This window comes from Stenotrophomonas sp. YJH_SMC_8, from assembly GCF_059371315.1.
The window spans coordinates 1-26,353 of the sequence record NZ_JCAFUL010000006.1 but is presented as its reverse complement, the minus strand read 5'-3'; the positions used below and the strand labels follow the sequence as shown (position 1 = coordinate 26,353).

Below are 26,353 nucleotides of genomic sequence, written 5' to 3'. Positions count from 1 at the left end.
TTCCGGCGCAGGGGCCGTCTATCTGGTAGCGCCCGGCCGTGCCTGCGGGCAGTCGAATCTCTCCTATGCCGCAGACCGTCCGTCGGTCGCTCGAGGTCCTGATGTCGCACTCGCACACGCCTGTTCCGCACACTGCGCCGCACCGCCATCCGATGGCCTGGGCCATCGCGCTTGCACTGGGCGCCACGCCGATGCTGCCTGCGCAGGCGCAGCAGGCATTTTCGCCGGGCTGGTTCGCCGAGCGTGGGGCGGCGCAGGGCGCAGCCGCGCAGAGCGGGCGCATGCCCAACGGTGTGCCGATCCCGTTCCAGTTGCCGGCCCAGCAGCAGGATGCCGCCCGGCAGAAACTGCAGCAGTCGATCGACAATCTGGGCACGGCTGCGCAGGCCATTGCGCTGCAGCAGCGCCTGCAGGAACAGGCTCGTACGCAGCAGCGTGCATCCGGCTTCGTGGTGGCCGATGGTCTCGGCAAGGATGGCCTGAAGGTGGATGAGAGTCCGCTGACCCGTGGCTGGGTGAATGCGCGTGAAGCGATCCAGTCGCAGGGCAGCGACGGCAAGGTGCAGGTCAGCATCGAGCAGACCGCCGACAAGGCCATCCTGAACTGGGAGACCTTCAACATCGGCGGCAACACCACGCTCGATTTCAAACAGAATGCGGATTGGGCGGTGCTGAACCGGGTCAATGATCCGAGCGCGCGTCCCAGCCAGATCCTCGGCCAGCTGAAGGCCAACGGCACCGTGTTCGTGGTCAATCGCAATGGCGTGGTGTTCGGCAACAACAGCCAGGTCAACGTCGGCAATCTGGTCGCGGCAGCGACACGGATCAGCGATGGCCAGTTCCGTGACAACGGCCTGTACAGTGCCGACAACAACAGCGCCGCGCTTACCGATGCCTTCGGCAAGGTGCTGGTCGAGCAGGGCGCGCGCATCACCACGCAGGCGCCCGCCTCTGCCACCCGCGGCGGTGGCTATGTGCTGCTGGCCGGCCACACCGTGGAGAATGCAGGGCAGATCGAGACGCGCAAGGGCCAGACGCAGCTGGCTGCGGGCGACTCATTCGTGATTCGCCGCGGCGTCGGTACCGCGCAGAACACCGCATCGACCACGGCCGGCAACGAGATCGCGCCGCGCATCACCGCCGGCAGCAATGCCGGCAGCGTGCGCAACAGCGGCCTGATCCAGGCGCGCGAGGGCGACATCACGCTCGCCGGGCGCACGGTGGAACAGGCCGGCGTAGCCGTGGCCACCACCACCCTGGACCAGCGCGGCACGGTGCACCTGCTCAACGCCATCAGCGATCGCGCAGGTACGGTCACCCTGGCCAGCGGCGCGACCACGGCCGTGCTGATCGAAGACGATGGCAAGAACACGGCACTGGACAGCCGCCGCGATGCGCTGGTCAAGGCGTCTGCGGAGCAGGACCTGCTGCGCGGCGCCAGCAGCACCGGCACGTTCGACAACCTCTCGCGCATGCAGGACCGGCGCGACCAGTCACGCGTGGAAATCGTTTCCGGCGGCGACGTGAACTTCCAGGATGGCTCGCTGACCCTGGCCACCGGCGGTCAGGTGGTGGCCGAAGCCGCGCGCCGGACGTACGCCGGCAATGCCGCGCGCATCGATGTGTCCGGTGCGGTGGGCGTGCGGGTTGCGATGGAAAGCAACAACGTCCAGGTGAAGGTGCAGGGCAACGAGCTGCGTGATTCGCCCGACAACCGCGACAGCGGCAAGCTGATCAGCAGCGAGGTCTGGATCGATCGCCGCCAGCTGCAGCATGTGGCCGCAGGCACCGGTGGCAACACCGCCGAGCGCTGGTATGCCGGTGGTGGCCTGCTGGAGGTCGGGGGGTATCTCGACAACCAGGGCCATTCCATTGGCGAATGGGCCGCGCAGGGCGGTACCGTGCAATTGTCCGGCAGCGAAGTGGTCACCCGTGCGGGTTCAAGGATCAACCTGGCCGGCGGCAGCCTGGATGTGCAGAGCGGTGCCATCAAGCAGAGCTGGCTGCGTGGCACCGACGGTCAGCTGTACCAGCTGGACGATGCGCCGGCCGAGATGCGCTACGACGGCCTGTATCGGGGCTTTGAAGTAAAGCAGGAGCGCTGGGGAACCACCGATGTGTTCCGCAATCCGCTGATCGGTGCCGAACAACGGGTGGAGAACGGCTATACCGTGGGTCGCGACGCTGGCCGTCTGCTGGTGTCCGCGCCCAGTGCGGTACTGCAGGGCCAGGTGATCACCGATACGTTCCAAGGTGCGCAGCAGTCGAAGACGCCCGATGCTGCACGCGACGGCTACGCGCAGGCGCAGACCGCCGTGGCGCGCAATGCCCAGCTGTGGCTCGGACGCTACGATGGCAACGGGCGCAACGCGGTGTTCGACACCCAGGTGCGTATCGTCGATGGTGGTTTGCCAGCCGCCGACGTGTCCCTGCAGGCACCGCTGCAGGCGGAACAACGCAATGCGCTATGGCTGGATGCCAACCAGCTCAGCGCGCAGCAGTGGGGGCGCATCGACCTGGCCAGCGGTGGCAGCATCGCGGTGCAGGGTCCGCTGCGTCTGCAGGACGGTGGCCAGCTGGTGCTCACTGCCGCCGATGTACTGCTGGGTGGTGACATCCAGATCGCAGGTGGACAGGTGCAGGCGGGCAATGAGCTGAGCCGCGTCGGCGCGCCGGTTGCGTGGCTTCTGCAGGCGGGCCGTTCACGCGTGGCCCTGGCGGAGGGCGCGCACATCGATCTCAGTGGCCGCTGGGTCAATGCGTTGCTGGAACCGGCGGCCAGCCCCAGCATGGCGTGGACCGACGGCGGCAAGCTGCGATTGCAGAACAGTCACGATGTCGTGGTGCCGGACAGCGACGTGCACGTCGATGGCGGCGGTCGCGTTGATGCAAAGGGCAAGGTCACGATCGGCAAGGGCGGCGACGTCAGCCTGCAGGCGGCGAGCGTGGCCGACAGCAGTGGACGGGTCGGCCGCCTGCAGCTGTCCGCCGATGCACGCTTGAGCGCGCTCGGCGCCGGCAGCGGCGTGCTGTCGCTGGGTGATGGCGGACGTATCGTGATCGGCGGTCAGCCGGTCGACGCTGCGCTCACCCTGCAGGAGACCCTGTTCAACAGGGGGTTCGGCAGCTACGACATCAATGGCCAACAAGGCGTGGAGGTGGCGGACGGGGCCATCGTCGCCGTAGGCATGCCTGGCGTGCGCCTGGCCGAAACAGCCATGCAGGCACGCGACCGGCACGACGCATTGCAGGCCTGGTCGGCACCGCTGTACAGCGCGGACCCGATCACCGGCCGGCTCAGCCAGCGCAACGGCGCGAGTCTGACGCTGCGGTCGCAGCAGGGTGAGGCCGGCGGCGATCTGCGTATCGGTCGCGACGCACTGGTCAGTGTGGATGCCGGCCAGTCGATTACCTTGCGCGGGGCGGGCAGCATCACGGTAGAAGGCGGCCTGAAAGCGGCGGGTGGCCGCATCCGCCTGGACGATGTTCGCGAACCGACCAGCCTGTTCGATTCGCAGCGCAACGAGCGCACCTACCGCATCGGTGCGCAGGGTGTGCTCGACGTCAGTGGTGACGCCTTCACTGCGCGCGATGCCGGTGGACGCCTGCGCGGGCAGGTGCGCAAGGGGGGCAGCATCGAGGTTGGAGGTGCGCTCGACTGGGACGGCCAGGACAACGTGCCTGACCGGCCGGTCGATGCATTCGTGGTGGTTGAGCGCGGTGCGAAACTGCTGGCCAATGGCAGTTCGGTGCCGCTGGACATCGATGGCGGCGGCCGCCAGGACGTGGCCAGCGATGGCGGCACCATCGTGGTGCGCTCGGCCAACGCGCTGTACCTGCAGGGCGCTCTGCAGGCCGCTGCAGGCGGCGCCGGCGCGCAGGGCGGCACCTTGGGCATCGCCTTCGGTGGCAGCAGCCATGCGCGTGGTGCCAGTGAGGAGGTGCTGGCGCCGCGCGCCATCGTGCTCAGCCAGGATGATCGGGAGCAGACCGTACCGGCCCAGCTGCAGTACGGCCACGCACGCCTGTCGGCGGCGCAGGTCGGTGCCGGTGGCTTCGACAATCTGTCGCTGTTCGGCAACGTGCGCGCCGAAGGCGATGTGGAAGTGCGCCTCGGCCAGAGCCTGCGCTTCCACGGCCTGCAACAGGATGGGCTGGGCATGCTGCCGGGCGGCAGCGCTGGCGGCCTGCTGGCGCTGAGCGCGCCCTACGTGCGGCTTGCGCAGAGCAGCTGGTTGCCTATGCAAGGCGACAACCGGGTCAATACCGCTGTCGTGGCGGTGGATACCGGTCGCCAGCACCGCTTCAGCGTGGACGCGGACCTGATCGACCTGCGCAATACCACCTGGCTGGCGGGATTCGACGACGTGCAGCTGCGCAGCCGTGGCGATATGCGTTTCCTGGGCAGTGGTGCAGCGATCGGCGGCACCGGCGCGCAGCTGGTCGCGCCGCGCAGCCTGGACGTAACCGCAGCGCAGTTGTACCCGGTGGCCGGTGCGAGCGGCCTGCTGGCGGCCGGTGTGTCGCAGCCGGGCAGTGCGATCAGCCGCTGGGATGATGCCGACGGCATCGTGCGCATCCATGGTCTTGGCGGTGCCGTTCCGGCCCTGCCGTTGTCGGTGTCCGGCGGCCTGTCCGTGGTGGCGGCGACCATCGAGCAGGGCGGCATCCTCCGGGCGCCGTTGGGCACCATCACCCTGGGCGGTACCGATGCCGACGGGCGCCGGGCCGGCTCGGTGGCGCTGCTGCCCGGAAGCGTGACCTCCACCAGCGGCGCGGGGCTCAGTGTGCCGTTCGGTGGCACCGTCGATGGCGTGGATTGGCGCAGGGACGGCAACGTCCAGGCCGTACTGCCGGTAGGCGGTGCCGGGGCCGGCGCGGACCCCAAGGGCATCGCCATCATCAGCAGCCGTACCCAGGTGGCCGAAGGGGCGCTGCTGGATCTCTCCGGCGGTGGTGAGTTGACCGGTGCCGCCTTTGTCAGCGGGCGCGGTGGCTCGGTCGACATCCTGCGCCATGCATTGGCCGATGCCAATCCACGTTACGGCTTCAGCGAATCGGCCAGCCCGGTGTACGCGATCCTGCCGGGCTACACCGGCAGTGCGGCGCCGCTGGGGCTGAGTGACGGCTCGCTGGACCCCGGCATTGGCCAGCAGATCACGATTCCCGCAGGCGTGCCTGGACTGCCGGCCGGCACCTACACCCTGCTGCCGGCCAGCTTCGCGCTGCAGCAGGGCGCGTTCCGGGTGGAGCTGGGGCGCACCGGCGCGCTTGGCATCGGTGCACCGCTGGCCACCGGCACCGGCTCCTGGATGGTCGGCGGACATACGGGGTCGACGCTGGGTGGCCTGCGTTCGCCCTTGCTGACCACGCTGCTGCTGACCCCGGCCGATACCGTGCGCCGGCATTCCAGCTACAACGAGACCAGCTACAACGCATTCGTGACCGCGTCGGCGCAACGGTTGGGCACGCCGCGCGGCTGGCAGACCGTCGATGCCGGCACGCTGCGCCTCGGGCTTGGCAATGGCGCCGGCAGGGACGGCACGCCGGCTTTCAGTTTCCAGGGCCAGACCCGGTTTGCGCCGGCAGCGGGCAGCGCGGGCATCGGCGGTTCGGTGGAGGTGAACCTGGTCAACCGGCTGGGCGAGCTGGAAGTGGTGGCGGCCGGTCGCACGCCCGGTTCCACCGGCACTGGCGCTACCATCGAGGCCGACGTGCTCAACGCATTGCAGCCCTCACGCCTTGTGCTCAACGCACAGGTCCGCGCTACCAGCAACCAGCGCCTGCAGGTGGCCGGTGTCGGACAGAACCTGGTGTTGCGGGACGGCGCGATCCTGCGCGCGCCGGAGGTGATTCTGGGGGCGGTTGCCGGTGGCACCGGTGTGCGCGTGGAAGCCGGCGCAGGCATCGACACGCTGGGTCGCGGCGCCGCTCCCTTGCCCGCCGACGCCGGGTTCTACTACCAGGCCGAGGGCGGGGTGATGGTGGTGTCCAACGGGCGCACCGATCTGCTGGCCGCGCCGCTGCGCGAGGGAACCGATCCGTCGCTGGTCAGCTTCGATATCGGCACCTGTGATCCAGGGCGTCAGTGTGCCGGGCAGGCACGGTTGGTGTCGGAGGGGAGCATCAACGTCGCCACCAATGGCAGCCTGCAGCTGCGCGATGCGGCCAGCTATGGCACCCGCCAGCTCGGCGTGAGTGTGGCCGCGATCAATCTGGGCAGCGACGACGCCATCGCGCAGGCCGCCGCGGCCGCTGCGTTGCCGCCGGGCATGATGATGAACCAGCAGGTGCTGACGACCCTGCTGCGCGGCAATACTGCCACCGGCGCACCGGCACTGGAGACGCTGAAGCTCTCGGCGGCCGAGTCGATCAATGTATTCGGCAGTGTCGATCTGGATACGCGCGACAGCGCGACCGGCAAGTCGAGCCTGCGCACGCTGGTGCTGGGCGCACCGGCAATCCATGGTTATGGCAACAGCAGCGACCGTGCCCGCATCTTCGCCGGCAACCTCACCTGGGCCGGTGCACTCGCCGCAACTGGGTTGGCCGATTCGAATGCCGCGCAGCCCGGCGGCGCGGCGATGGTCGACCGCCTTGGCAGCGGTCAGCTGGACATCATTGCCGATACATTGCGGCTCGGCCCGGCGCCACAGTCGTGGCCCGCCTCGGAGGTGGTGGCCGGGCGACAGGTCCTCGGCTTCTCCGGAGTGAACCTGCGTGCCGCGCAGCAGGTGGTCTTCGCCGGTAATGGTGCGTTGAATGTGCACCAGTTCCAGGGCGCCTATGATCCCGCCAAGGGCTGGACCTACAGCGGTGGCAATCTGGATATCCAGGCGCCGCTGGTGACGGCGGAAGCAGGCGCGAAGCTGGCGGTGACTGCGGGTGGCACGCTGCGCGTGCACGGTGCGGGCGCCTCCACGGCGGCCGATGCACTGGGCGCAGAATTGACGCTGGACGCCGACGACATCTTCCTCGACACCCGCATCGCCCTCGCCTCGGGCCGCCTGGCGGCCACGGCGGCCCGCTCGGTGCAGCTTGGCAGCCGCGCCGATCTCGATCTGGCCGGGCGCAAGGTCAGCCTGTTCGATGTGGATACCTACAGTGTCGGCGGTGACGTCACGCTGACCGCAACGGACGGCGACGTACGCAGTGACGCCGCCTCGCGGATCGACCTGTCGGCACAGAACAACCGCGCCGGTCGCCTCAGCGTGACCGCGCTCGGCACTGCCGGCGGGCGTGTCGATCTGGCGGGCCAGCTGCTGGGCCAGGCCAGCGGTACGCAGGATGCAGGTGGCAGCCGGGTGCCGTACGAGAACGGTGAGCTGGTGGTGCGCGCGCGCGAACTGGCGGACTTCAGTGGCCTCAACCAGCGCCTCACCCGCGACGGTGTCACCGGCGCGCGCAGCTTCCAGATCAAGCAGGGCGATCTGCTGATCGGTGACGAAGTGAAAGCGCGCAAGGTGGATATCAGCGTCGACGGCGGCGCGCTGCGGGTGGTCGGGCGCATCGACGCCAGTGGCGACCAGGTCGGCAGTATCCGCCTGGCCGCGCGCGATGGCCTGCAAGTGGACGGCAGCCTGGACGCCCACGGCACGGCACTGCGTGTGGACAGCTATGGCAAGATCATCGACAGCCCGAACCGCGCCATCGTCGAGCTGGAAAGCCGCGATGGACGCGTGCAGCTGGGTTCGGCGGCGCGGATCGATCTGCGCAGTGGCACCGGCGTGGCCGTCGGTACCGGAGCAGGGCAGAACGATGGACGTACCCGCGGCACGTTCGTGCTGAACGTGCCGCGAGTGGGCAGCGACGATGCCGGCGTCGCTACCGGCAGTGGAGTGCAGGTGCTCGGCGCGCGCGATATCTTCGTGACCGGCGTGCGCCGCTATGACGACGCACCCCTGGCTGACACAGCGGATGTGAACGGCCGACGCGGCCAGCTGGTTACCCAGTCGTGGCTGGATACAGTGGTCGACCCGGCCAACAGTGCATGGATGAACGCCGCGCTGGGCAATGCCGGGCTGTCGGCACGACTGGCCACACTGGGGACCGTGCGCCTGCGTCCCGGCGTGGATGTCGTCGGCGCGATCTCGCCCAGCAATCCGCATGGTGATCTGACCGTCAGCGGCGACATCGATCTTTCCGGCTATCGCTACGGGCCGCAGGCCAATCGACAGGACCCGGCGCGACGCGGCTTCGGTGAAGCGGGTGCGTTGCGCCTGCGCGCAGCCGGCGACCTGTTCGTCCATGGCAGCATCAACGACGGCTTTGCGCCGCCACCGGCCAGCCCGGATGATCGCGGTTGGCAGCTGGTGCCCGGACAGAGTTTCGGTGCCGGCATGACCCCGTTCGGCAGTGACATCCTGGTGCCCAATGACAACGTCGTACTGGAGGCAGGCACGCGCTTCCCGGCGGGTGCCGTGCTGAACTACGCGATTGCGGTCCGCGATGCGGTCCTGCCTGCCGGCACTACGTTGCCGGTGGAGATGACGCTGGGGCAGGCACTTACGTTGCCGGCAGGTTACTTGCTGCCGGCCGCAGTTACGCTGGCCGATGGCCAGGTGCATGCCGCAGGCAGCGTGCTGGCGCAGGCGCTGCAACTGCCCGCCGGTTCGCGCCTGGGCGCGGGCTTCCAGCTGCGCAGCGAGGCCAACGTAAGGGCCACGACCTGGCCGGCCGGCGCGCGTTTGCCGACGGAGCTGCGACTGGCGGCGCGCACGCCGTTGGCACGAGGTTCGCTGATTCCGGCAATGACCACGCTGGAGCTGGCCGGCGGGCAACCGATCGACCTGCGCCCGGTGGGCAGCGATGGCCGACAGGGGCGCAACTGGGCGTTGGCGCAGATGTTGCCCGAGGGCACTACCTCATGGGATCTGACCGCTGTCGCTGGTGCCGATACCGAGGCGGCCGACCCGCGTGCGCGGCGTAATGGCAGCGGCGATCTGGTACTGGCTGACACCCATTACGGCGTTGTGCGTGCGGCGACCATGGTCTCCACGTTCGTGCGCGAACAGCGCGTGACCGCCCTGGGCGCGCAGCGCGAAGGTGTGGATGCAAGCTGGGTCGGCAAGCCGGTGAAGGCACTGGCCGAGCACCTGGGCAAGTCCGAGTCCGCGATCTGCGCGGCTGGCAGCAGCTGCGAGGCGGCACCTTACCTGTTCACGGCGCAAGGTGCCGATGAAATGGGCGATCCGTCGCTGGTCGGCATGCCCGTGAAGGAAATCGCCGAGATGTTCGGGATGACCGAGGAGGAGCTGTGCGGTTCGGTCAGCTCGGGCATCTGCGTGATGCCCGGCGAGATGCGTGACGTGGCGACCGTGGGTCAACCGAAACATGGCACGCCGCTGTGGAGCGTGCTGCGCACCGGCAGTGGCGACCTGCAGTTGATGGCCGGCCGCGATCTGTCGATGCGCTCGGTGTACGGCGTCTATACCGCGGGAACGCCGACCGCGCTGGGTGATGGCCTCGATGCCCGTTTCCAGTCCGAGCGCGCGCCGGCGTCTGGACGCGAGGCGCTGCTCGGGCTGCAGCAGTCCAGCGGTGACTATGACGCCGCACTTGCCGCCTATCGCGCGTGGTATCCGGATCACGGCGGCAACCTGAGCATCGCGGCCGGCCGCGACGTGACGGGGGCAACATGGGGTGCGCTGTCGTCGGCCGGCTCGGCGGCGGGTGACCTGGCCAACCACGCCAGCAGCGCGGTTGCCAACTGGCTGTGGCGCCAGGGCACAGGTGCGGCTGCGGGCGTCGAGCAGCAGCCTGTCGCCTGGTGGATCAACTTCGGCACTTACGCCAATGCGTCCACCTTCTCCAACCCCAGTCCACGCATGATTGGCTTCACCGGCTTTGGTACGTTGGGGGGCGGCAATCTGGAGATTGATGCGGGCAGGCATGCCGGTGTGACCGAGGCCAAGGGTGATGCGCTGAAGAACACCAGCAGCACCCGTTTCTCCACCGCGATCAACGCAGCCGTGGGCTCGACCGGACGTGTCGATGATGGGCGGCTGGTGCTGACCGGTGGTGGCGATCTGAGCCTGCGCGCCAGTGGTGCTCTCAACCCGAACCTGATGGCCACTACGATCAATCACGTCAGCAACGAGCAGGACCTGGAACTCAATGGCACATTCACGAACCTGCGCGGCAGCCTGAGTCTTGAGGCTTCCCGCATTGGTGGCAGTGCCGTGGGCATCTCCCAGTACGCTGATCCCAGCGGTGGCCTGCGTCCCAGCGATCCGTTCCGCGCTTTCGGTGGCAAGGCGATGGGTGGCCCGGTGCTGGTGCTGGGCGACGCTGTGGCAAACCTGCAGGCCCGGGGCGACGTCATCCTGGGCGGCGTAGCCGATGCTGGCCGTGTGGTGCAATTCAATGCGCCGCAGGTGGCGCTGGCGGGAGGCGGTCTTGCGGCGGGTACTACCGGCTTCTCGCTGTGGACCGCGGCCACGGCAGTAAATCTGGTTTCGTTCGGCGGCGACGCCACCCCGCTGACAGCGCATGCCAGCAGCCCGGGGCAGAATCTGCGATCGGAATCCACCGGCGACAATTTCGCCTACTGGATCTATCCCTCCAGGCTGCAGGTACAGGCCACCAGCGGCGACATCAAGTTGGGCGAAGGCGGTGAGAACAACGTACTGCTTACCGCTCCCTCCGCTACGGGCAGCCTGCAGTTGCTGGCGGGCGATTCGATCATCGCCGGCGATCGGTCGCCGTACATCAGCAGCTCCGGTGCGGACACGCGCCTGCCATCCCCATTCGATCCGGTGTTCACCGCACGGGACGCGAAGGGCACCGAATTGCTCGGCAATAGTTCGCCCGATGGCATCAATGCGCGGGTACCCACATGGGGCGATGCCATACCGCTGTTCGCCTTTGGGCCGAACCGTCCCATGCTGGCGGTGGCACGCACCGGCGGTGGCACGCCGAACCGCTTCTACGCAGGCTCGGGCGACATCATCGGTCTGCGCACGGGCGAACGATGGATGCTGAACGCCGCCAGTGGCAGCAGCCGCACCGTTCGCGAGTGGATGGATGTGGCTGCGCCGGTGCAGCTGCGTGCGGGCCAGGACATCCTGTCCAGCACCGTCCTTGCGTTGAACAACAGTGCCAGCGATGTCACGGTGCTGCAGGCCGGGCGGGACATCGTGCATGCCAACGTCACCGTGTACGGCAGCGGCAATGTCGATGTCAGCGCCGGCCGTCAGCTGCGCCAGGAAGACCGCGGCAGCATCGTCAGCCGCGGCGGTCTGGTGCAGGGCGACACGCGCCCCGGTGCCAGCATCGCGATGACCGCCGGCAACCAGCAGATCGACTTCGGCGCCGTGCGTGCACGCTACCTGGATGCGACCCGGCTGGCCGATCCCGCGCAGACACTGGCGTCGCAGCCGGGCAAGGTGGTCAAGGTCTATGACAAGGAACTGAAGCAGTGGCTGCTGGAGCGTTTCAACATCAGCGCTGACGGCGCGCAGGCACTGGCCCTGTTCGACACGCTGCCGCAGGAGCAGCAGCGCATCTTCCTGCGGCAGGTCTACTACGCCGAACTGCGCGAGGGTGGCCGCGAGTACACCGATGCCGATGGCCCGCGCGTGGGCTCCTACCTGCGCGGCCGCGAGGCCATCGCCACCTTGATGCCGGACAAGGATGCAGCGGGCACGACGATCCAGCGCACCGGCGATATCGTGATGTATGGCGGCGCCGGCGTGCGCACCGAGGCCGGTGGCAACATCGAGCTGATGGCGCCGGGCGGGCAGATCGTGGTGGGCGTGGTGGGCGAGGCGCCGCCGGCAAGTGCAGGCCTGGTGACCCAAGGTCAGGGCGACATCCGGCTGTTCAGCCAGGACAGCGTGCTGCTGGGCCTGTCACGGGTGATGACCACCTTCGGTGGTGACATCCTGGCCTGGTCCGAACAGGGCGATATCAATGCGGGCCGGGGCTCGCGCACCACGCTGGTGTATACCCCGCCACGCCGACTGTACGACCGCTGGGGCAACGTCAGCCTGTCACCGCTTGCACCGGTCAGCGGCGCCGGCTTCGCCACGCTGGACCCGATTCCCGAAGTGCCGCCGGGCGATGTCGACCTGATCGCACCGCTGGGCACCATCGACGCGGGTGAGGCGGGCATCCGCGTCTCGGGCAACATCAACCTGGCCGCACTGCAGGTGCTCAACGCCGCCAACATCCAGGTGCAGGGTGAGAGCAGGGGCCTGCCGGTGCTGGCCACGGTGAACGTCAATGCGCTGGCTTCGGCCAGTGCGGCAGCGAACAGCGCCAGCCAAGCGGCACAGGATGTGATGCGCAAGAGCCAGGACGATGCACGGCGCAACCAGCCATCGGTGATCAGCGTGCAGATCCTCGGCTTCGGCAGTGGCACCAGCGCCATCAATCCGCCGGCGCGTGGCAACACTGCCAACAGCGGTTATGACGCCAACAGTGCCTTCCAGTTCCCGCAGGCAAGTCGCGACGAGGGCACGCAGCGCCGGTAGGCATCTTGCAACCGTGCCGACCAACGGTCGGCACCCACCTTGGTCGGTGTAGATCCACGCCATGCGTGGATGCGACCAGGCCGGAAGAACGGACAGCATCGGGCCAGCCGCCACGGAACGGTGGCGGCCCCAGCCAGGACGGCACCGAGGGCAGGGAGCGGCCATCCGCGGTGAGGACCACCGACACGGCGCCGCCGGGTGCAGGAGCGCACCCGGCGGCAGGCGCGGTAGATCCACGCCATGCGTGGATGCAGGCACCCACCCGGCAGTAGATCCACGCCATGCGTGGATGAGGCGGCCGACAACAATGCCGACCAACGGTCGGCACCCACCATGGCATGGCCGGCACCCACGGTAGATCCACGCCATGCGTGGATGAAACACCCGGTGCCGCGCTAAAGCGCCAGCACCCTCCGGTAACTCAACGGCCCACGCCCATCGCGCAGCCCCAATCGCAGCTCCAGCCCGGTAGCCGGCAGCACCTCGCCGTCGCTCGGCAACACTGCCCAGCCTGCACCGGGCTGCCAGGCCCGCACCTCGAACCGCTGCACCTCGCGCGCAACAACAATCCCCTTCGACAACTCCGGCGCCGGCAGCGGATAGCGGTCCGTGGCCGCACCACTGGCTCGCCACAGCGTGTTCCCCTGCCGCCACCAGCGCACCCGCTGCCAACGCAGTCCATCACTGCCGACACTGCGGGTGATCTCCAGCGCAAAACTCCCATCCGGATGGCGTTCACTCACCAGCGACGGCGGCAGCAACCGCTGCGGACGATCTGCCGGGCGCACCGCGCCATTCATCAGCGCATCATCCGCACGCATCTCGACATCACGCTGGAACTGCTGCAGCACGCGTAGCGCCGTCGTGGTCTCGGCATCGGCCTGGCGCAGGCGCTGATCGCTGCTGGCCACGCTGTCGAGCGCACGCCAGCAGATCAGCGCCAGCACGCCCATGATGGTGATCGCAATCATCACCTCGATGAGGGTGAAGCCCCGGGCCGCGTGCTTCACGGCGCCGCCGTCCACGGCACCTGCATCCGCGCCAACGACTGCCGCGGTGCATCCTCGGCCACCACGCTCATCTCCAGTTGCGGTTGACCGTCGCTGCCTGTGCCCAGGTGTTGGATCACCAGGAAGCTGCCGCGTCCCTGCACGCAGCGCTGCCGCGCATCCTGCGGGGGCAGCCCGGCCAGGCGCAGCTCCTGCCAGCGGTCCTGTGCGCACATCAGTGCCAGCCGGCGATCCCGCAGCCGTGACTGATCGTCGGTCGCCACTGCCACCGAACGCATCACCGCCGCCAGTGCAATCGATACGATCGCCAGCGCGATCAGCACTTCGATCAGGGTGAATCCGTGTGCCTTCTGCTTCACTGCACGACCTGCAATTGTCCGCTGCCATCATCACGAAGACGCAGTGTGCGGCCGTCCAGCGACAGCCCCAGATCCCAGGCGGTGCCGATCCACTCTGGGCTCAGTTCGATGGCGCCGGCGGGTTGCACCACAATGCCCCCGACCTGCCAGTGCTGCGGACGCAACAGATCATCACGCTCGACAGTCACCCAGCGGCTGCCTTCGCGGCGGCTGAAGCGGTAGCCGTTGGCGTCAGCCTGCCAGCGCAGAGGGCGACCATCGATACGAGCCTCGTCGCGTGCAACCTGCAGGCGCTGCGCCAATCTCTCGGCCTCCTGTCGCAGCTGCCGACCCGGATCAAGCAGGCTGCCCAGGCCCAGGCCGATACCTGCCGTGCAGATGCCGATGATCACCAGCACCACCATCAGTTCCAGCAGGGTGAAGCCACGCGGCACGCGCTGCATCGACGTTGCCTCCTGTCCGGGTCGATGCCTGCCAGCGTAGGCCGGCATGATGAAACAAAAGCGTCAGCGGCAGCTGCTAGCGTGGGCAGACACGAACGTGGCGGTGGTGCGGAACATGGACGGCAGGCGCTGGGATCGCAATCGGATGTTGACCCTGCTGGCGGCGACCCTGCTGCTGGCGGTGGTGGCCTATTGGAGCGTCACCCTGTCTGCGGTGGCGCCAGCGGCGGTGGCCAGTGAAGCGCATGCAGAGGCACCGGTACGTCCGATGTTCGACGCGGTGGCCAGCCTGCCGCTGGTACGGCTGCTGTCCCCTGGGGCAGTGCAGACCGATGTGGTGGTGCTCGGCGTGATGGCCGGTGAACACGCGCCGCTGGCATTGCTGTCGGTGGATGGCCGACCCGCGGAGGCGTACGCACCAGGTCAACGCCTCGGACCCTGCACGGTGCTGGCCAGCATCAGTGCCAGCGCAGTGGAACTGAACCAGGCCGGTCAACCGCGCAGCCTGCCAGTGCCCGAGCTGCCACCGATGCCGACCGAGGGCATCGTACCGGCCGCCCTGTAGAGCCGAGCCCGCGCTCGGCTGCGCCTGTGCGGCATCGCCGATGAATGCAAAGACAGCCGAGCATGGGATCGGCTCTACAAAGGCGCTGGCTCAGCGCGCCGGGCGCTGTGGCACCACGGAACGACCAAAGGCATCGCCCATGCGCTGTCGTGTGCCTTCCAGGTTGTACTGCATCAGCTGGTTGCCGGGCTGTCGCATCAGCCGTTCGGCCTCCGGCAGCGCCGGTGACTTTGCCGCTTTCGATGCCGGTGCCAGCTTGCGCTGCAGGCAGTCCCAGGCCGGTATGCGCTCGCCGTTGACCTGCACCTCGATGCAGGGCACGGCATCTACCTGCTTCTTTGCTTCCTCGGCGCGAACCGATGGCAGCACCAGCAGCAGTGCCAGGGCGAGGGTAGGGCGGACGGCTGCCTTCAATGGCGCACGCATAGTGATTCTCCCGCTGCAAATGACGTTCTGCAAAGAAGACGTGTGGCGAGGGAAGCTTCCGCCGACGGCCGTTTCGTCGCTGTCAGAAGATGACAGTGCTGTCACAAAACTGTTGGCGGCTTTGACGCGGCGTACACGTCCTGTTGGTAGACCCACGCGCCGCTCCCTGGCCATTTCCTTCGATACGACGCGATGCCTTCGATGAATCCTGTTCCGTGCCGAGCCGTCCGCCTTCCGCTGCGCCTGCATCCCTTGGTGCTGGCGCTGGCCGCGTTGCCGCTGCCGCTGTTCGCGCAGGAGGCGGCGCCTGCGCCCAGCGTGAACATCAATGAATACATCGTGCGCGGCAATACCGTGCTCGATCCGCGCCAGATCGAACGCGCGGTGGAGCCCTTCCTGGGCCCGGGCAAGACCCTGGCCGATGTCGAGAAGGCACGCGATGCTGTCAATGCGCTGTACCAGCAGGCCGGCTACCAGTCGGTCTACGTCGAGCTGCCCGAGCAGCAGGTCAGTGGTGGCGTGGTGCTGCTGAAGGTGCAGCAGACGCCGATCGGCCAGCTGCGGGTAGTAGGCACGAAGCATGAATCGCCCGAGCGCATCCGCGAACGCGTGCCGGCATTGGCCGAGGGCAAGGTGCCGGACTTCGACCAGGCGCAGAAGGAACTGACCGCGCTGAACGAAGGTGGCCGCCGCCAGGTGATGCCACTGGTGCGCGAGGGCCAGGTGCCGGGCACGATGGATGTGGACCTGCAGGTTGAAGAGAAGTCGCCGTGGCGTGCCAGCGCGTCACTCAACAACGACCACAGCGCCGACACCGAGAAGCTGCGCCTGAGTGCATCGCTGGCCTACGACAACCTGTGGAAGCGTGGCCACAGCGCGAACATCGGCGTGTACCTGGCGCCGGAAGACGCCAAACAGGCCAAGGTGTTCTCGGCCTCGTACACGATGCCGTTCGAAGGCACGCCGTGGAGCCTGGAAGCGTCTGGCTACAAGTCCGACAGCCGCGTGCTGAACGCAGGTGGGCAGGTCGGTAGCGGCACTGGCACCAATGTGATCGGCAATGGTCATTCGATCGGCGTCAAGCTCAACTACCGTCTGGCGGGCAGCAGCCAGTGGTGGCGCCAGCTCAGCCTCGGTGTGGATTTCAAGGACACCGAGGAAGACACGCAGATGGGCAAGGAGAGCCTGAAGACGCCGCTGAAGTACGCGCCGATCACTCTGGCCTTCGTTGGCGTGCGTCAGGGCGAGCAGGACCAGTTGAGCATCAACACCCAGCTGGTGGCCGGTACCCGCCGCCTGTTCGGCTACGGCAGCGATGCCACCGCGTTCGGCCAGAAGCGCTACTGGGCCGATCCGAGTTTCGTCGCTTTCAAGGCCGACGTGGCCAACACCCATACCTTCGGCAGCGACTGGCAGTGGTATGCGCGCGGCTCGCTGCAGGTGACCGATGCGCCGCTGGTGTCGGCCGAGCAGTTCGCCGCCGGTGGCATGTACACCGTGCGCGGCTACCTGTCGGCCGAGGCGATCGGCGACTACGGCGGGCTGGCCAGCCTGGAGTGGCGGACCCCGGCGTGGTCGCTGTGGAGCGGTACCGATCTGCGTGTCTACAGTTTCGCCGACGCGGCCTATCTGCGCCTGCGCCAGCCGCTGCCCGAGCAGCGTGACAAGTACAACCTGGCCTCGGTCGGCCTGGGCGCGCAGCTGCGCCTGGGCGAACACCTGCAACTGAGCCTGGACTACGCCTGGCCCTACGCCGATGGCCCGGTCACGCGCAAGGACGACCCGCGCCTGCATTTCAACATCAGCACCAGTTACTGACCCTTTCCTTGAACATGCGTTCTCCGGAGACCCTTCGCATGGACCGTTTGCTTTCCCGAGTGTTGCTGTTGCTGGCCGCGCTGGTTGCGTTGCCCGCTGCTGCGGCCGATGCCAATTGGTGGCAGGCCGAATGGAAGTACCGCAAGCCGATCACCGTCGACGCTGGCCCGCAGGGCGCAGGCCTGGCCGGTGACCCGGGCCGCACGCCGCTGCTGCTGCGCCTGCATACCGGCAACTTCGGTTTCGATGGCACCCAGGATGCGGGCAACGACCTGCGCTTCGTCTCGGGCGATGGCCGTACCGTGCTGGCCCACCAGATCGAACAGTTCGATCCCAAGCTGGGCCTGGCTCTGGTCTGGGTGGACGTGCCGGCGGTCAGCGCCGCCGCGCCGCAGACGATCTGGATGTACTACGGCAACGAAAAGGCCCCGGCCAGCGGCAACGGCCAGCAGGTGTTCGACCCGGACTACACGCTGGTCTACCACTTTGCCGAGGCCAATGCCCCGGCCCGCGATACCACCGCCTACGGCAACAATGCCGGTGCCGTTGTGCCGCCTGCCGAGGGTTCGGTGATCGGTCGCGGCGTGCAGTTGGGCGCAGGCCCGCTGCCGTTGCCGGCCAGCGCGTCGCTTGCGCAGGAAGCAGGAGCGCCGCTCACCGTCTCGGCCTGGATCAAGCCCGGCAGCAACAACGCCGCACAGGCAATCTATGCCCGTCGTGACGGTGCTTCCGAACTGGTGCTGGGCATCGAGAACCGGGTCCCGTTCGTGCAGCTCAATGGCCAGCGCAGCACGCCGGCACAGCCGATCCCGGAAGGGCAGTGGGCGCACGTTGCACTGTCCGCCGAGAAGGGCGCAGTGCAGCTGTACCTGAACGGTCGCGTGGTCGCACAGCTGAGCGGCGAGCTGCCAGCGATGAGCACCGCCCCGGTGGTGGGCGCCGATGCCCCGGGCGCGGCGCAGCCACTGGCCAACTTCGAGGGCGCGCTGGATGAGCTGCGCATCTCGCGGGTGGCGCGTCCGGCAGCGCTGTTGCTGGCCGATGCCACTGCACAGGGCGCCGATTCGCGTCTGATCAGCTACGGCGCCGACGAGCAGTCGGCGGGCCAGAGCCACTTCGCCTTCATCCTCAAGGCGATGCCGTTCGACGCCTGGGTGGTGGTGGCCATCCTCGGCCTGATGATGCTGCTGTCGTGGGCGATCATGATCGCCAAGGGTCGCCACTTCGGCCGCACCAGCAAGGCCAATGCGGTGTTCACCGAGAGTTTCGGCAAGCTGTCGGGCGTGCCGCTGCGCACGCTGTCCGACATGGACCGCCAGGGCAAGGCGCCGACCGCGATGCATGACGGTTCGCTGTGGCGCATCTACCAGGTGGCCATCGATGAAATGCAGCAGCGTCACCAGCGCGACGGTAACAGTGGCTACCTCAGTGGTGCCACCATCGCCGCCATCCGCGCCTCGATGGATGCGGTGATGGTGCGCGAGCAGGAGGCGATGGCGCGGCGCATGAACTGGCTGTCGACCACGATTGAGGGGGCGCCGTATGTGGGCCTGTTCGGTACCGTGATCGGCATCATGCTGGTGTTCGTGGTGGCGGCGATGGCCGGCGCGGTGGACATCAACTCGGTGGCGCCAGGCATGGCCGCGGCGCTGCTGTGTACGGCGGCCGGCCTCGGTGTCGCGATCCCGGCGCTGTTCGGCTACAACTACCTGGGCGCACGCGCCGAGGCGATCGGCGCCGACATGGCGGTTTTCATCGACGAGTTCGCCGCGCGCCTGGCCGAAGAGCAGGACGGGCGCGGCCCGGCCGCGGTCCAGGGCTGAGGGGCGCGCCATGGGCCTGAAGGCGAAGTTCGGCATCAAGAAGCGCGAGAAGGGCATCAACGTGACGCCCTTCGTCGACGTGCTGCTGGTGGTGCTGGTGATCTTCATCCTGACCAGCAACGCCTCCATCCCCGGAATCGAGGTCAATCTGCCGAAGGCCAGCAACAGCGTCGCGCTGGAGAAGCCGAAGACCAAGGCGATCACCATCGACCCAAGCGGCCAGGTGTTCCTGGATGCCTACCCGGTGACGATGGCCGAGCTGGAAGACCGCCTGCGCACCGAACGTGCGACCACGCCGGATTTCCCGGTGATCGTGCGCGGTGATGCGCAGGTGCAGTACGCCCGTGTGGTCGAGGTGCTGGACCTGCTGCGGCGGCTGGAGCTGGCCCAGGTCGGCCTGGTCACCGGCAAGGCGCAGGGCTGAGGCATGACGGCCCATCAACCCCCTCGGCCGGAACCCGGCATGCGCGGTCGCCAGCTGCTGGTGACCGTCGCGCTGGTGCTGGCCGCGTTGCTGGTGCTCGGCATTGCCGTGTGGTGGATGCTGTTCAAGGACACCGCCAGCACCCGCAGGCCGGTGGTGCAGCCGCCGATGCTGGCGTTGCCGCCACCACCTCCGCCGCCACCACCGCCGCCGGAAAAGCCACCGGAGCCGGAGACGCCGCCGGAAGAAACGATGCCCGAACCGGAGCCGCTGGATCAGCCGACGCCGGCCGAAGAGCCGACGCCGACGCCGGACAATGCAGACCCGGTAACGATGAATGCCGATGCGCAGGCCGGTGGTGACAACTTCGGCATCCAGTCCGGCAGCGGCGGCGGCTCATCCGGCGTCGGCCGTGGTGGCGCCGGCAATGCGACGTATGGGCGCTACCTCGGCTACCTGATGCAGCAGGCGATCTCGCGCGACGACAAGGTCAAGCGCCTGGCCTTCCAGCTGCAGGTGAACGTCTGGCTGGCCACGGATGGCCGCCTGGAGAAGGTCGAGCTGGTGCGCGGCAGTGGCAACGAGGAGGCCGACGCTGCCGTGCTCGATGCGCTGCGACGCATCGGCAAGGTTGACCAGGCACCGCCACCGTCGCTCGATTTCCCCGCCCGCGTGCTGATCCAGGGCCGCCGTCCCGGCGCCTGATTCCCGACTTCCGTGATTTCCCTTCTTTGGATGAGAACCGTGATGAACGACCACGACCGCGCACGAACCGATTCCCGCCGCCCGCGGCCGGCCCGACGGGCGCTGCTGTGCTGCGCCGTGCTGCTCAGTCTGGCTGCCCCGGCCGGTGCGATGGCCGCTGAAACCACCATGGTCAAGCTGATCAAGGGCCTGATCGCCAGCGGCGCGCTGAAGCCGGAAGATGGACAGGCACTGCTGGTGCAGGCCGAGGCTGAAGCAGCGGCCGCATCGCGCACCGCGACCACTGCACCTTCGGCCGCCAGCGGCGGCGTGGCCCTGGAAGCCGGCGACGTGCGCGTGCCCTACGTGCCGCAGAGCGTGCGCGATGGCATTCGTGACGAAGTGCGCCAGGACGTGATGGCGCAGGCCAAGTCCGAAGGCTGGGCGGCACCGAACGAAGTGGCCGAATGGACCAAGCGCATCAAGGTCACCGGGGACATGCGCGTGCGCAGCGAGTCGCGCTTCTATTCCGAGCGCAACAGCGACATCGTGAGCAATTGGGCATCGATCAACTCCGGCAACGGCTTCGACACCAATACCAACACCAATCTGCAGTTGCCGCCCTTGCTGAACACCCGCCAGGACCGTCGCAACCTGTGGCGCATCCGTGCCCGCCTTGGCATCGAGGCAACCATAGGCCAGCACACCACGGCCGGCGTACGCCTGGCCAGCGGCAGCAGCAATGGCCCGGTGTCGACCACCGAGCAGCTGGGCGGTGGCCTGAGCAAGAAGGACGTGTGGCTGGACCAGGCCTGGCTGGCCTACAGCCCGGCCGACTGGGTGACAGTGCGTGGTGGCCGCTTCAGCAATCCCTTCTGGACCAGCGACACGCTGTTCTCCAACGACCTCAACTTCGATGGCCTGGCCGCGAACCTGAAGTACGACTTCAACGGGGGGGACGTCGACCTGTTCGGCAACCTCGCGGTGGTGCCGCTGGAGTACACCTCCGACAGCTCGCCGAGCCAGAGCAAGGTCAAGACTCCGAACGAGAACAAGTGGCTGTCGGGTGCACAGGTGGGCGTGAACTGGCGCTTCAACGATGACAATGCGCTGCGTGCTGCGCTGGGCTACTACGATTTCAAGAACATCAGCGGTCGCCTGTCCTCAACGTGCTCGCTGTATTCGGGCGCGGTAGGCTGCGACACCGACTGGTCGCGCCCGGCGTTCATGCAGAAGGGCAACACGCTGATGCTGATCCGCAACATCGCGCGCAACCCGGAGGATCCGGCCGGTACGCCGACCCCGCAGTATGTCGGCCTGGCCTCGGCCTTCCGCCTGGCCACCTTGAACCTGCGCTGGGATACGCAGCTGGCGCAGGGCATCGGTCTGCGCCTGGATGGCGACTACATCCGTAACCTGGCCTACGACAAGCAGGCCATGTTCAGGCGCGCCCAGAACGGCATCGTCAACAACTACGGCGCCGGCGATACTGTCGGCATCGATACCTTCCGCAGTGGCGACACCGCCTGGATGGTGCAGGCCACCTTCGGCGCCACTGACCTGAAGGAGAAGGGCCAGTGGCAGGCGCTGCTGGGCTACAAGCACATCGCGGCCGATGCGCTGCCGGACGCCTACAACGACCCGAACTTCCACCTCGGCGGCACCAACGCCCGCGGCTACTACGTGGGCGGTGCCTACGCGCTGGACGCGCGCAGCTGGATCAGCGGCAAGTGGATGGCGGCCAAGGAAGTGTCCGGTGCGCCGCTGTCGATCGACGTGTTCCAGCTGGAGTTCAACACCGGGTTCTGAGTGGCCGGCGTGATGCGGATCACGTAGTGCGTGGCGGGGGCGCAGCGATGCGCCCGTCTAAGGAAAGGAGACCACGCGTTGCACATAAGGAGGAGTGGATGAGCCGTCGCAAGCTGTTCGAGAGTCCCGAACCGTCCAGCCAGTCGCTGGGCATCGGGCCGGCCTACGTCTCGGTGGAGGGGCTGCGCCAGCACCTGGCGGAGTTCCTGCTGTATGCGGGACGGCCGGTGGTGATCATGCGTGGGCGCAGCGAAGTGGGCTATTTCCTGCCGGCGCGCTGCTGGCGCCAGCGTGACGATGATCCGCTGGCGGCGGCTGCCGCCGACCAGCTGCTGGATGCGGCCGGTTTCCAGGCCGAGGACATCCAGCAGGTGGAACAGGAGTTCAACGCGATGCGCCAGCGCACCGTGCTGCATTCACGGCGCTGAGTGGCCGCCGGGCCATGCCCGGCGAGCGTCGCCAGTAGATCCACGCCATGCGTGGATGGGGTTACGCGGCGGCCCCGCGTTCACTGGTGATGCGCGCACCCTCGCGCATCACCAGGGTCACCGGGGTCTTCTCCACGACCTCCAGCAACCGCTGCCACTGTGCATCGCTCAGCTCGGCACTGGCATGCAGCACGCGGTGCACATGGAAGCGTCCATCCTCGTCACGGTCCGAGCGCAGCTCGGCATGGAACTCGCCCAGTTCCCAGCCCTTGCGCTGCGCGTACATGCGCAGGGTGATGGCGGTGCAGGCCGCCAGCGATGCCAGGTACAGATCGAACGGCGCGAAGCCCTTGCCCCGGCCGCCCAGCGAGGCAGGCTCATCCGCATCCACATCGAATGTGCCATTGCTGATGTGGTGCAGGTAGTTGTCGGCGCTCGAAACAATGCGTGCGTAGGCCATCATGTTCTCCATCTGTCTATAGCGTCGAGCCATGCTCGACCGTTCCCAAGGGCGGCGCCAGCCAGGGCCGGCGCCGCCACGCAATCACTCGGTACGATCGTACGAGAACTGGATGCCCGCCGTACCGCCGGTTTCAATGAAGAGGTTCATGAAGGCGGGAACCGTTTCCGAACGGGCCCAGTCGCGCTGCAGCTCGCAGAACAGCTGCGGCACGCTGATCAATTGGCCACCGGCCTGTTCGATGCGGCGCAGCGCGGCATCGTGCGCGGCCAGCGAGGTGCCGCCAACGGCGTCGACCACCACGTACACCTCGTAGCCTTCCTTCAGTGCGTCCAGGGCGGGGAAGGTCAGGCACGCCTCGGTCCACAGCGCGGTCATGATCAGCTTGCGGCGCCCGGTGGCTTCCACCGCCTTGCGGAACTCGACGTCCTCCCAGGAGTTGATGGTGGTGCGGTCGTAGGTGGGATGGTCGCCCAGCACCTTGCGCAGCTGCGGAATCGGCGGTTTGTTCAGGCCGGTCTTGACGTTGACCGTCGAATGCACGATCGGCAGCCCGTAAGCCACCGCAGCCCTGGCGGTGCCGACGATGTTGTTGACCAGCAGCTGGCGGTCCATCGAGGCGATGGAGTTCACCTGCACCGGCTGGTAGTCGATGATGATGAAAGCGGAGTTCTGCGGGGTCAGCAGGTGGTCGCTGGCCGGGTCGCGGATCGGTTCACTGGACATGGTAGGTCTCCGGTTGGAAGGAGCGCCGGCAGCGGGCCGGCACCCCCGGGGGGCAGCTCAGCTGCGCTGCGAATCCAGCTGCTCCTGGTTCTTCTGCACGTCCTGGGCCTTCAGGTAGCTTTCGATCAGCAGCTGGTAGTTCGGGAAGATCTTCGTGTAGACCTCGGCCCACTGCTGGGCATCGTCGCGGTTCCAGCTGCGCTGGATCTCCGAGGCCACCGCAGCGGTGTCCATCGGCACCACGCCGGCCTGCACCACGCGGGCCAGGGTGATTTCCTCGGCCATCTTCGAGTAAGTGCCCGACGCGTCGATGACCGCGAACACCTGGTAGCCATCGGCGACGGCGGCGATCGACGGGAAGGCCATGCACACGCTGGTGATGGTGCCGGCAATGATCAGCTGCCTGCGGCCGGTGGCCTTCACCGCAGCAACGAATTCCGGGTTGTCCCAGGCGTTGATCTCACCTTTGCGCGCCACGTACTGCGCATGCGGGGCCGCGTCGTGGATCTCAGGGATCAGCGGGCCGTTCGGTCCCTGCGGAACCGAGGCAGTGGTGATCACCGGCATCCTGGCCAGCGTGGCCATCTTCGCCAGCGCGGTGGCGTGGGCGCGCACGCTGGTGAACGGCATGTCACCAATGGTCTGGAACAGGCCGCTCTGATGGTCGATCAACAGCATCGCAGCGTTGTCCGGATCGATCACCGGGCGGGCACCGTTGAAGTTGGCGGGGGTACTCATGGTCAGTCTCCTGGAAAAAGTGGGCGATGGCCCGGAGGGTGCGGCGGGCCAGTGCCCGCCGCTTTGAAACGATCAGTGCGCGATCTGGCCGAAGCGGCCGCTGTTGAAGTCGTTGACCGCCTGCGCGATCTCGGCCTGGCTGTTCATCACGAACGGGCCATAGCCCACCACCGGCTCATCGATCGGCTCACCGCTGAGCAGCAGCACGGTGGCGTCACTGTCGGCGTCGACGAACACGTCTTCACCGCTGCGGTCGAAGGTGACCAGCTGTGCCTCGCCGACCGGCTGGCCCCCGTTGATCCGGACCACGCCCTTCAGCACCACCAGCGCCAGCGTGCGGCCGTCGGCCACCGGCAGCTCGGCGTGGTGGCCCTGCTGCAGGCGGATGTCCCAGACATCCATCGGCGTGTGGGTACGCGCTGGACCGGCGTGGCTGTCGAATCGACCGGCGATGACACGCACGCGGCCGGCGCCTTCAGGCAGTTCAACCGAGGGGATCTCTGCGTCGAGCAGGGTCTGGTAGCCAGGTGCGCCCATCTTGTCGCGCGCCGGCAGGTTCACCCACAGCTGGACCATGTCCAGGGTGCCTCCACGCCGGCTGAATTCCGGTGTATGGAATTCTTCGTGGAGGATGCCGGAGGCGGCGGTCATCCACTGCACGTCACCCGGGCCGATGGTGCCGCCGGCACCGGTCGAGTCGCGGTGGGCGACCTCGCCCTCATAGACGATGGTGACGGTTTCGAAACCGCGGTGCGGATGCTGGCCGACGCCACGCGGCGTATCGCTGGGCGCGAAGTTGTAGGGGCCGGCATAGTCCAGCAGCAGGAACGGGCTCAGGTGCTGGCCGTGGGTGTTGTAGGAAAACATCGAGCGGGCGGGGAATCCGTCGCCCACCCAGTGCGGGCGGGGCGCGCTGTAGGTACCGGTAACACGCTTCATGGCGATCTCCTGGCCGGGGCTGCCGGCCGCTGTTCTTCGTTGCGAAGACGATATCGTCGTGACAATTGGCCCGGTAGACGCCAGTATTTGCCGTCATAGTCCTATCTGGTGAACAATGGGCGGGGCCTTGCGCCGTAGGAGATCGCCCCGTGTTCATCGCTGACATCCGCCGTTGCGACCTCAACGACCTGTTCTACTTCGCCATGGTGGTCGAGCACGGCGGCTTCTCCCAGGCAGGCCGGGCACTGGCCATGCCGAAGTCGAAGCTGAGCCGGCGCATCGCGCTGCTGGAGGAACGGCTGGGGGTGCGCCTGATCCAGCGCTCGACCCGGCGTTTTTCGGTCACCGAGGTCGGCCAGGACTACTACCGCCACTGCAAGGCGATGCTGGTCGAGGCAGAAGCGGCCGAAGAAGCGATTGCGATGTCACGCGCCGAACCACGCGGCACCATCCGTCTGGCGTGCCCGATCGCGATCCTGCATGCGCGCATCGGCACGATGCTGGCCGACTTCCTGGCCCTGCACCCGCAGGTGACGGTGCAGCTGGATGCCACCAACCGCCGCGTGGACGTGGTGGGCGAGGGCATGGACCTGGCGATCCGGGTGCGGCCACCTCCACTGGAAGACAGCGACCTGGTGGTGCGGGTTCTGGCGCGGCGGGTCTGGTGCACCAGTGCAAGTCCGGTGCTGCTGCAGCGGCTCGGTACGCCGCAGGTGCCGGCTGACCTGGCGATGATGCCGACGGTGGATCTGGCATCGCCCAGCCAGCAGCATGTATGGGAGTACACCGGGCCGGAGGACGTGCAGGCGAGTGTGCACCATCGTCCCCGGCTGGTCAGCGATGACATGATCGCGCTGCGCACCGCTGCGGTGGCCGGGGTGGGCCTGCTGATGCTGCCGCGGATGATGATCAGCGACGAGCTGGCCAGCGGTGCGCTGGTGCCGGTGCTGCCGGAGTGGGCGCCAAAGCATGGCATCGTGCACGCAGTGTTCCCGTCGCGACGCGGCCTGTTGCCTGCGGTGCGTGCGCTGATCGACTACCTCGCCGAACGCTTCGAGGCGCTGGAGGAACCGTAGATCCGCCCTCCACGCATGGCGTGGATCTTATCTCTTGCCGATCTGGCACCTTGGGTGCCGAGAGCCCGGCGTGGGCGACCGTGTGGATCCAGGTCTTGCGACCGAGAAGTAGCTTGGGTCCCCACGCCGGATTCTCCCTGAACCGCCCG

Annotated in this window: 17 protein-coding genes; 9 read left to right on the top strand and 8 right to left on the bottom strand. The window is 67.7% G+C overall.

The window, feature by feature from the left end; all coding sequences use genetic code 11:
• The first annotated feature begins 101 nt into the window (after positions 1-101).
• Complete coding sequence (locus AC5P88_RS09025) at positions 102-12,476, top strand: filamentous hemagglutinin family protein (protein ID WP_495224824.1); 12,375 nt, start codon at positions 102-104, stop codon at positions 12,474-12,476.
• Positions 12,477-12,871: 395 nt separating this feature from the next.
• Here the strand turns inward: AC5P88_RS09025 and AC5P88_RS09020 are convergent, their stop codons facing one another.
• From AC5P88_RS09020 to gspH, 3 genes are read right to left on the bottom strand one after another with little or no spacing between them, the layout of a single operon-like run.
• On the bottom strand, positions 12,872-13,486 hold the full coding sequence (locus tag AC5P88_RS09020; protein ID WP_495224823.1) for a prepilin-type N-terminal cleavage/methylation domain-containing protein: 615 nt from the start codon (positions 13,484-13,486) through the stop codon (positions 12,872-12,874).
• The gene (gene gspI, locus AC5P88_RS09015; RefSeq protein WP_495224822.1) at positions 13,483-13,845 is read right to left on the bottom strand and encodes a type II secretion system minor pseudopilin GspI; all 363 of its coding nucleotides are present in this window, start codon (positions 13,843-13,845) and stop codon (positions 13,483-13,485) included. Before gspI ends, AC5P88_RS09020 begins: the two co-directional genes overlap by 4 nt.
• Positions 13,842-14,288, bottom strand: coding sequence for a type II secretion system minor pseudopilin GspH (gene gspH / locus AC5P88_RS09010; RefSeq protein ID WP_495224821.1), 447 nt, complete (start codon positions 14,286-14,288; stop codon positions 13,842-13,844). The genes gspI and gspH overlap by 4 nt, the downstream gene beginning before the upstream one ends.
• A 115-nt stretch (positions 14,289-14,403) precedes the next feature.
• Between gspH and AC5P88_RS09005 the strand changes: the two genes are divergently transcribed.
• On the top strand, positions 14,404-14,853 hold the full coding sequence (locus AC5P88_RS09005; protein WP_106548640.1) for a general secretion pathway protein: 450 nt from the start codon (positions 14,404-14,406) through the stop codon (positions 14,851-14,853).
• Positions 14,854-14,943: 90 nt separating this feature from the next.
• Here AC5P88_RS09005 and AC5P88_RS09000 read toward each other — a convergent pair whose 3' ends face one another.
• A complete protein-coding gene (locus AC5P88_RS09000; RefSeq protein ID WP_106548639.1) occupies positions 14,944-15,279 on the bottom strand; it encodes a hypothetical protein in 336 nt (111 codons plus the stop codon).
• Between the two features lie 201 nt (positions 15,280-15,480).
• On the opposite strand from AC5P88_RS09000, the gene AC5P88_RS08995 reads away from it, so the two are divergent.
• The 6 genes from AC5P88_RS08995 to AC5P88_RS08970 all read left to right on the top strand — a co-directional run bounded on the left by AC5P88_RS08995 (position 15,481) and on the right by AC5P88_RS08970 (position 22,265).
• The gene (locus AC5P88_RS08995) at positions 15,481-17,097 is read left to right on the top strand and encodes a ShlB/FhaC/HecB family hemolysin secretion/activation protein (protein ID WP_495224820.1); all 1,617 of its coding nucleotides are present in this window, start codon (positions 15,481-15,483) and stop codon (positions 17,095-17,097) included.
• A 38-nt stretch (positions 17,098-17,135) separates the two neighbouring features.
• A complete protein-coding gene (locus AC5P88_RS08990) occupies positions 17,136-18,920 on the top strand; it encodes a DUF2341 domain-containing protein (protein ID WP_106548637.1) in 1,785 nt (594 codons plus the stop codon).
• 10 nt (positions 18,921-18,930) lie between these two features.
• Positions 18,931-19,344 (top strand): ExbD/TolR family protein, encoded by a 414-nt coding sequence (locus AC5P88_RS08985; protein WP_495224819.1) that lies wholly within the window; start codon positions 18,931-18,933, stop codon positions 19,342-19,344.
• 39 nt (positions 19,345-19,383) lie between these two features.
• Positions 19,384-20,049, top strand: a complete 666-nt coding sequence (gene tolA, locus AC5P88_RS08980; RefSeq protein ID WP_106548636.1) for a cell envelope integrity protein TolA — start codon at positions 19,384-19,386, stop codon at positions 20,047-20,049.
• 42 nt (positions 20,050-20,091) lie between these two features.
• Positions 20,092-21,837 carry a putative porin gene (locus AC5P88_RS08975; protein ID WP_106548635.1) on the top strand — a complete coding sequence of 582 codons (1,746 nt, stop codon included), beginning with the start codon at positions 20,092-20,094 and terminating at the stop codon, positions 21,835-21,837.
• 98 nt (positions 21,838-21,935) lie between these two features.
• Complete coding sequence (locus AC5P88_RS08970) at positions 21,936-22,265, top strand: hypothetical protein (protein ID WP_049409507.1); 330 nt, start codon at positions 21,936-21,938, stop codon at positions 22,263-22,265.
• 61 nt (positions 22,266-22,326) lie between these two features.
• Here AC5P88_RS08970 and AC5P88_RS08965 read toward each other — a convergent pair whose 3' ends face one another.
• The 4 genes from AC5P88_RS08965 to AC5P88_RS08950 all read right to left on the bottom strand — a co-directional run bounded on the left by AC5P88_RS08965 (position 22,327) and on the right by AC5P88_RS08950 (position 25,128).
• Positions 22,327-22,725 (bottom strand): OsmC family protein, encoded by a 399-nt coding sequence (locus AC5P88_RS08965; RefSeq protein ID WP_106548695.1) that lies wholly within the window; start codon positions 22,723-22,725, stop codon positions 22,327-22,329.
• Between the two features lie 84 nt (positions 22,726-22,809).
• Positions 22,810-23,451 carry a hydrolase gene (locus tag AC5P88_RS08960; protein ID WP_106548634.1) on the bottom strand — a complete coding sequence of 214 codons (642 nt, stop codon included), beginning with the start codon at positions 23,449-23,451 and terminating at the stop codon, positions 22,810-22,812.
• A gap of 57 nt (positions 23,452-23,508) precedes the next feature.
• A complete protein-coding gene (locus AC5P88_RS08955; protein WP_495224818.1) occupies positions 23,509-24,189 on the bottom strand; it encodes a hydrolase in 681 nt (226 codons plus the stop codon).
• Between the two features lie 72 nt (positions 24,190-24,261).
• Positions 24,262-25,128 (bottom strand): pirin family protein, encoded by an 867-nt coding sequence (locus AC5P88_RS08950; RefSeq protein WP_106548632.1) that lies wholly within the window; start codon positions 25,126-25,128, stop codon positions 24,262-24,264.
• 149 nt (positions 25,129-25,277) lie between these two features.
• On the opposite strand from AC5P88_RS08950, the gene AC5P88_RS08945 reads away from it, so the two are divergent.
• On the top strand, positions 25,278-26,204 hold the full coding sequence (locus tag AC5P88_RS08945; protein WP_106548631.1) for a LysR family transcriptional regulator: 927 nt from the start codon (positions 25,278-25,280) through the stop codon (positions 26,202-26,204).
• The last annotated feature ends 149 nt before the right edge of the window (positions 26,205-26,353 follow it).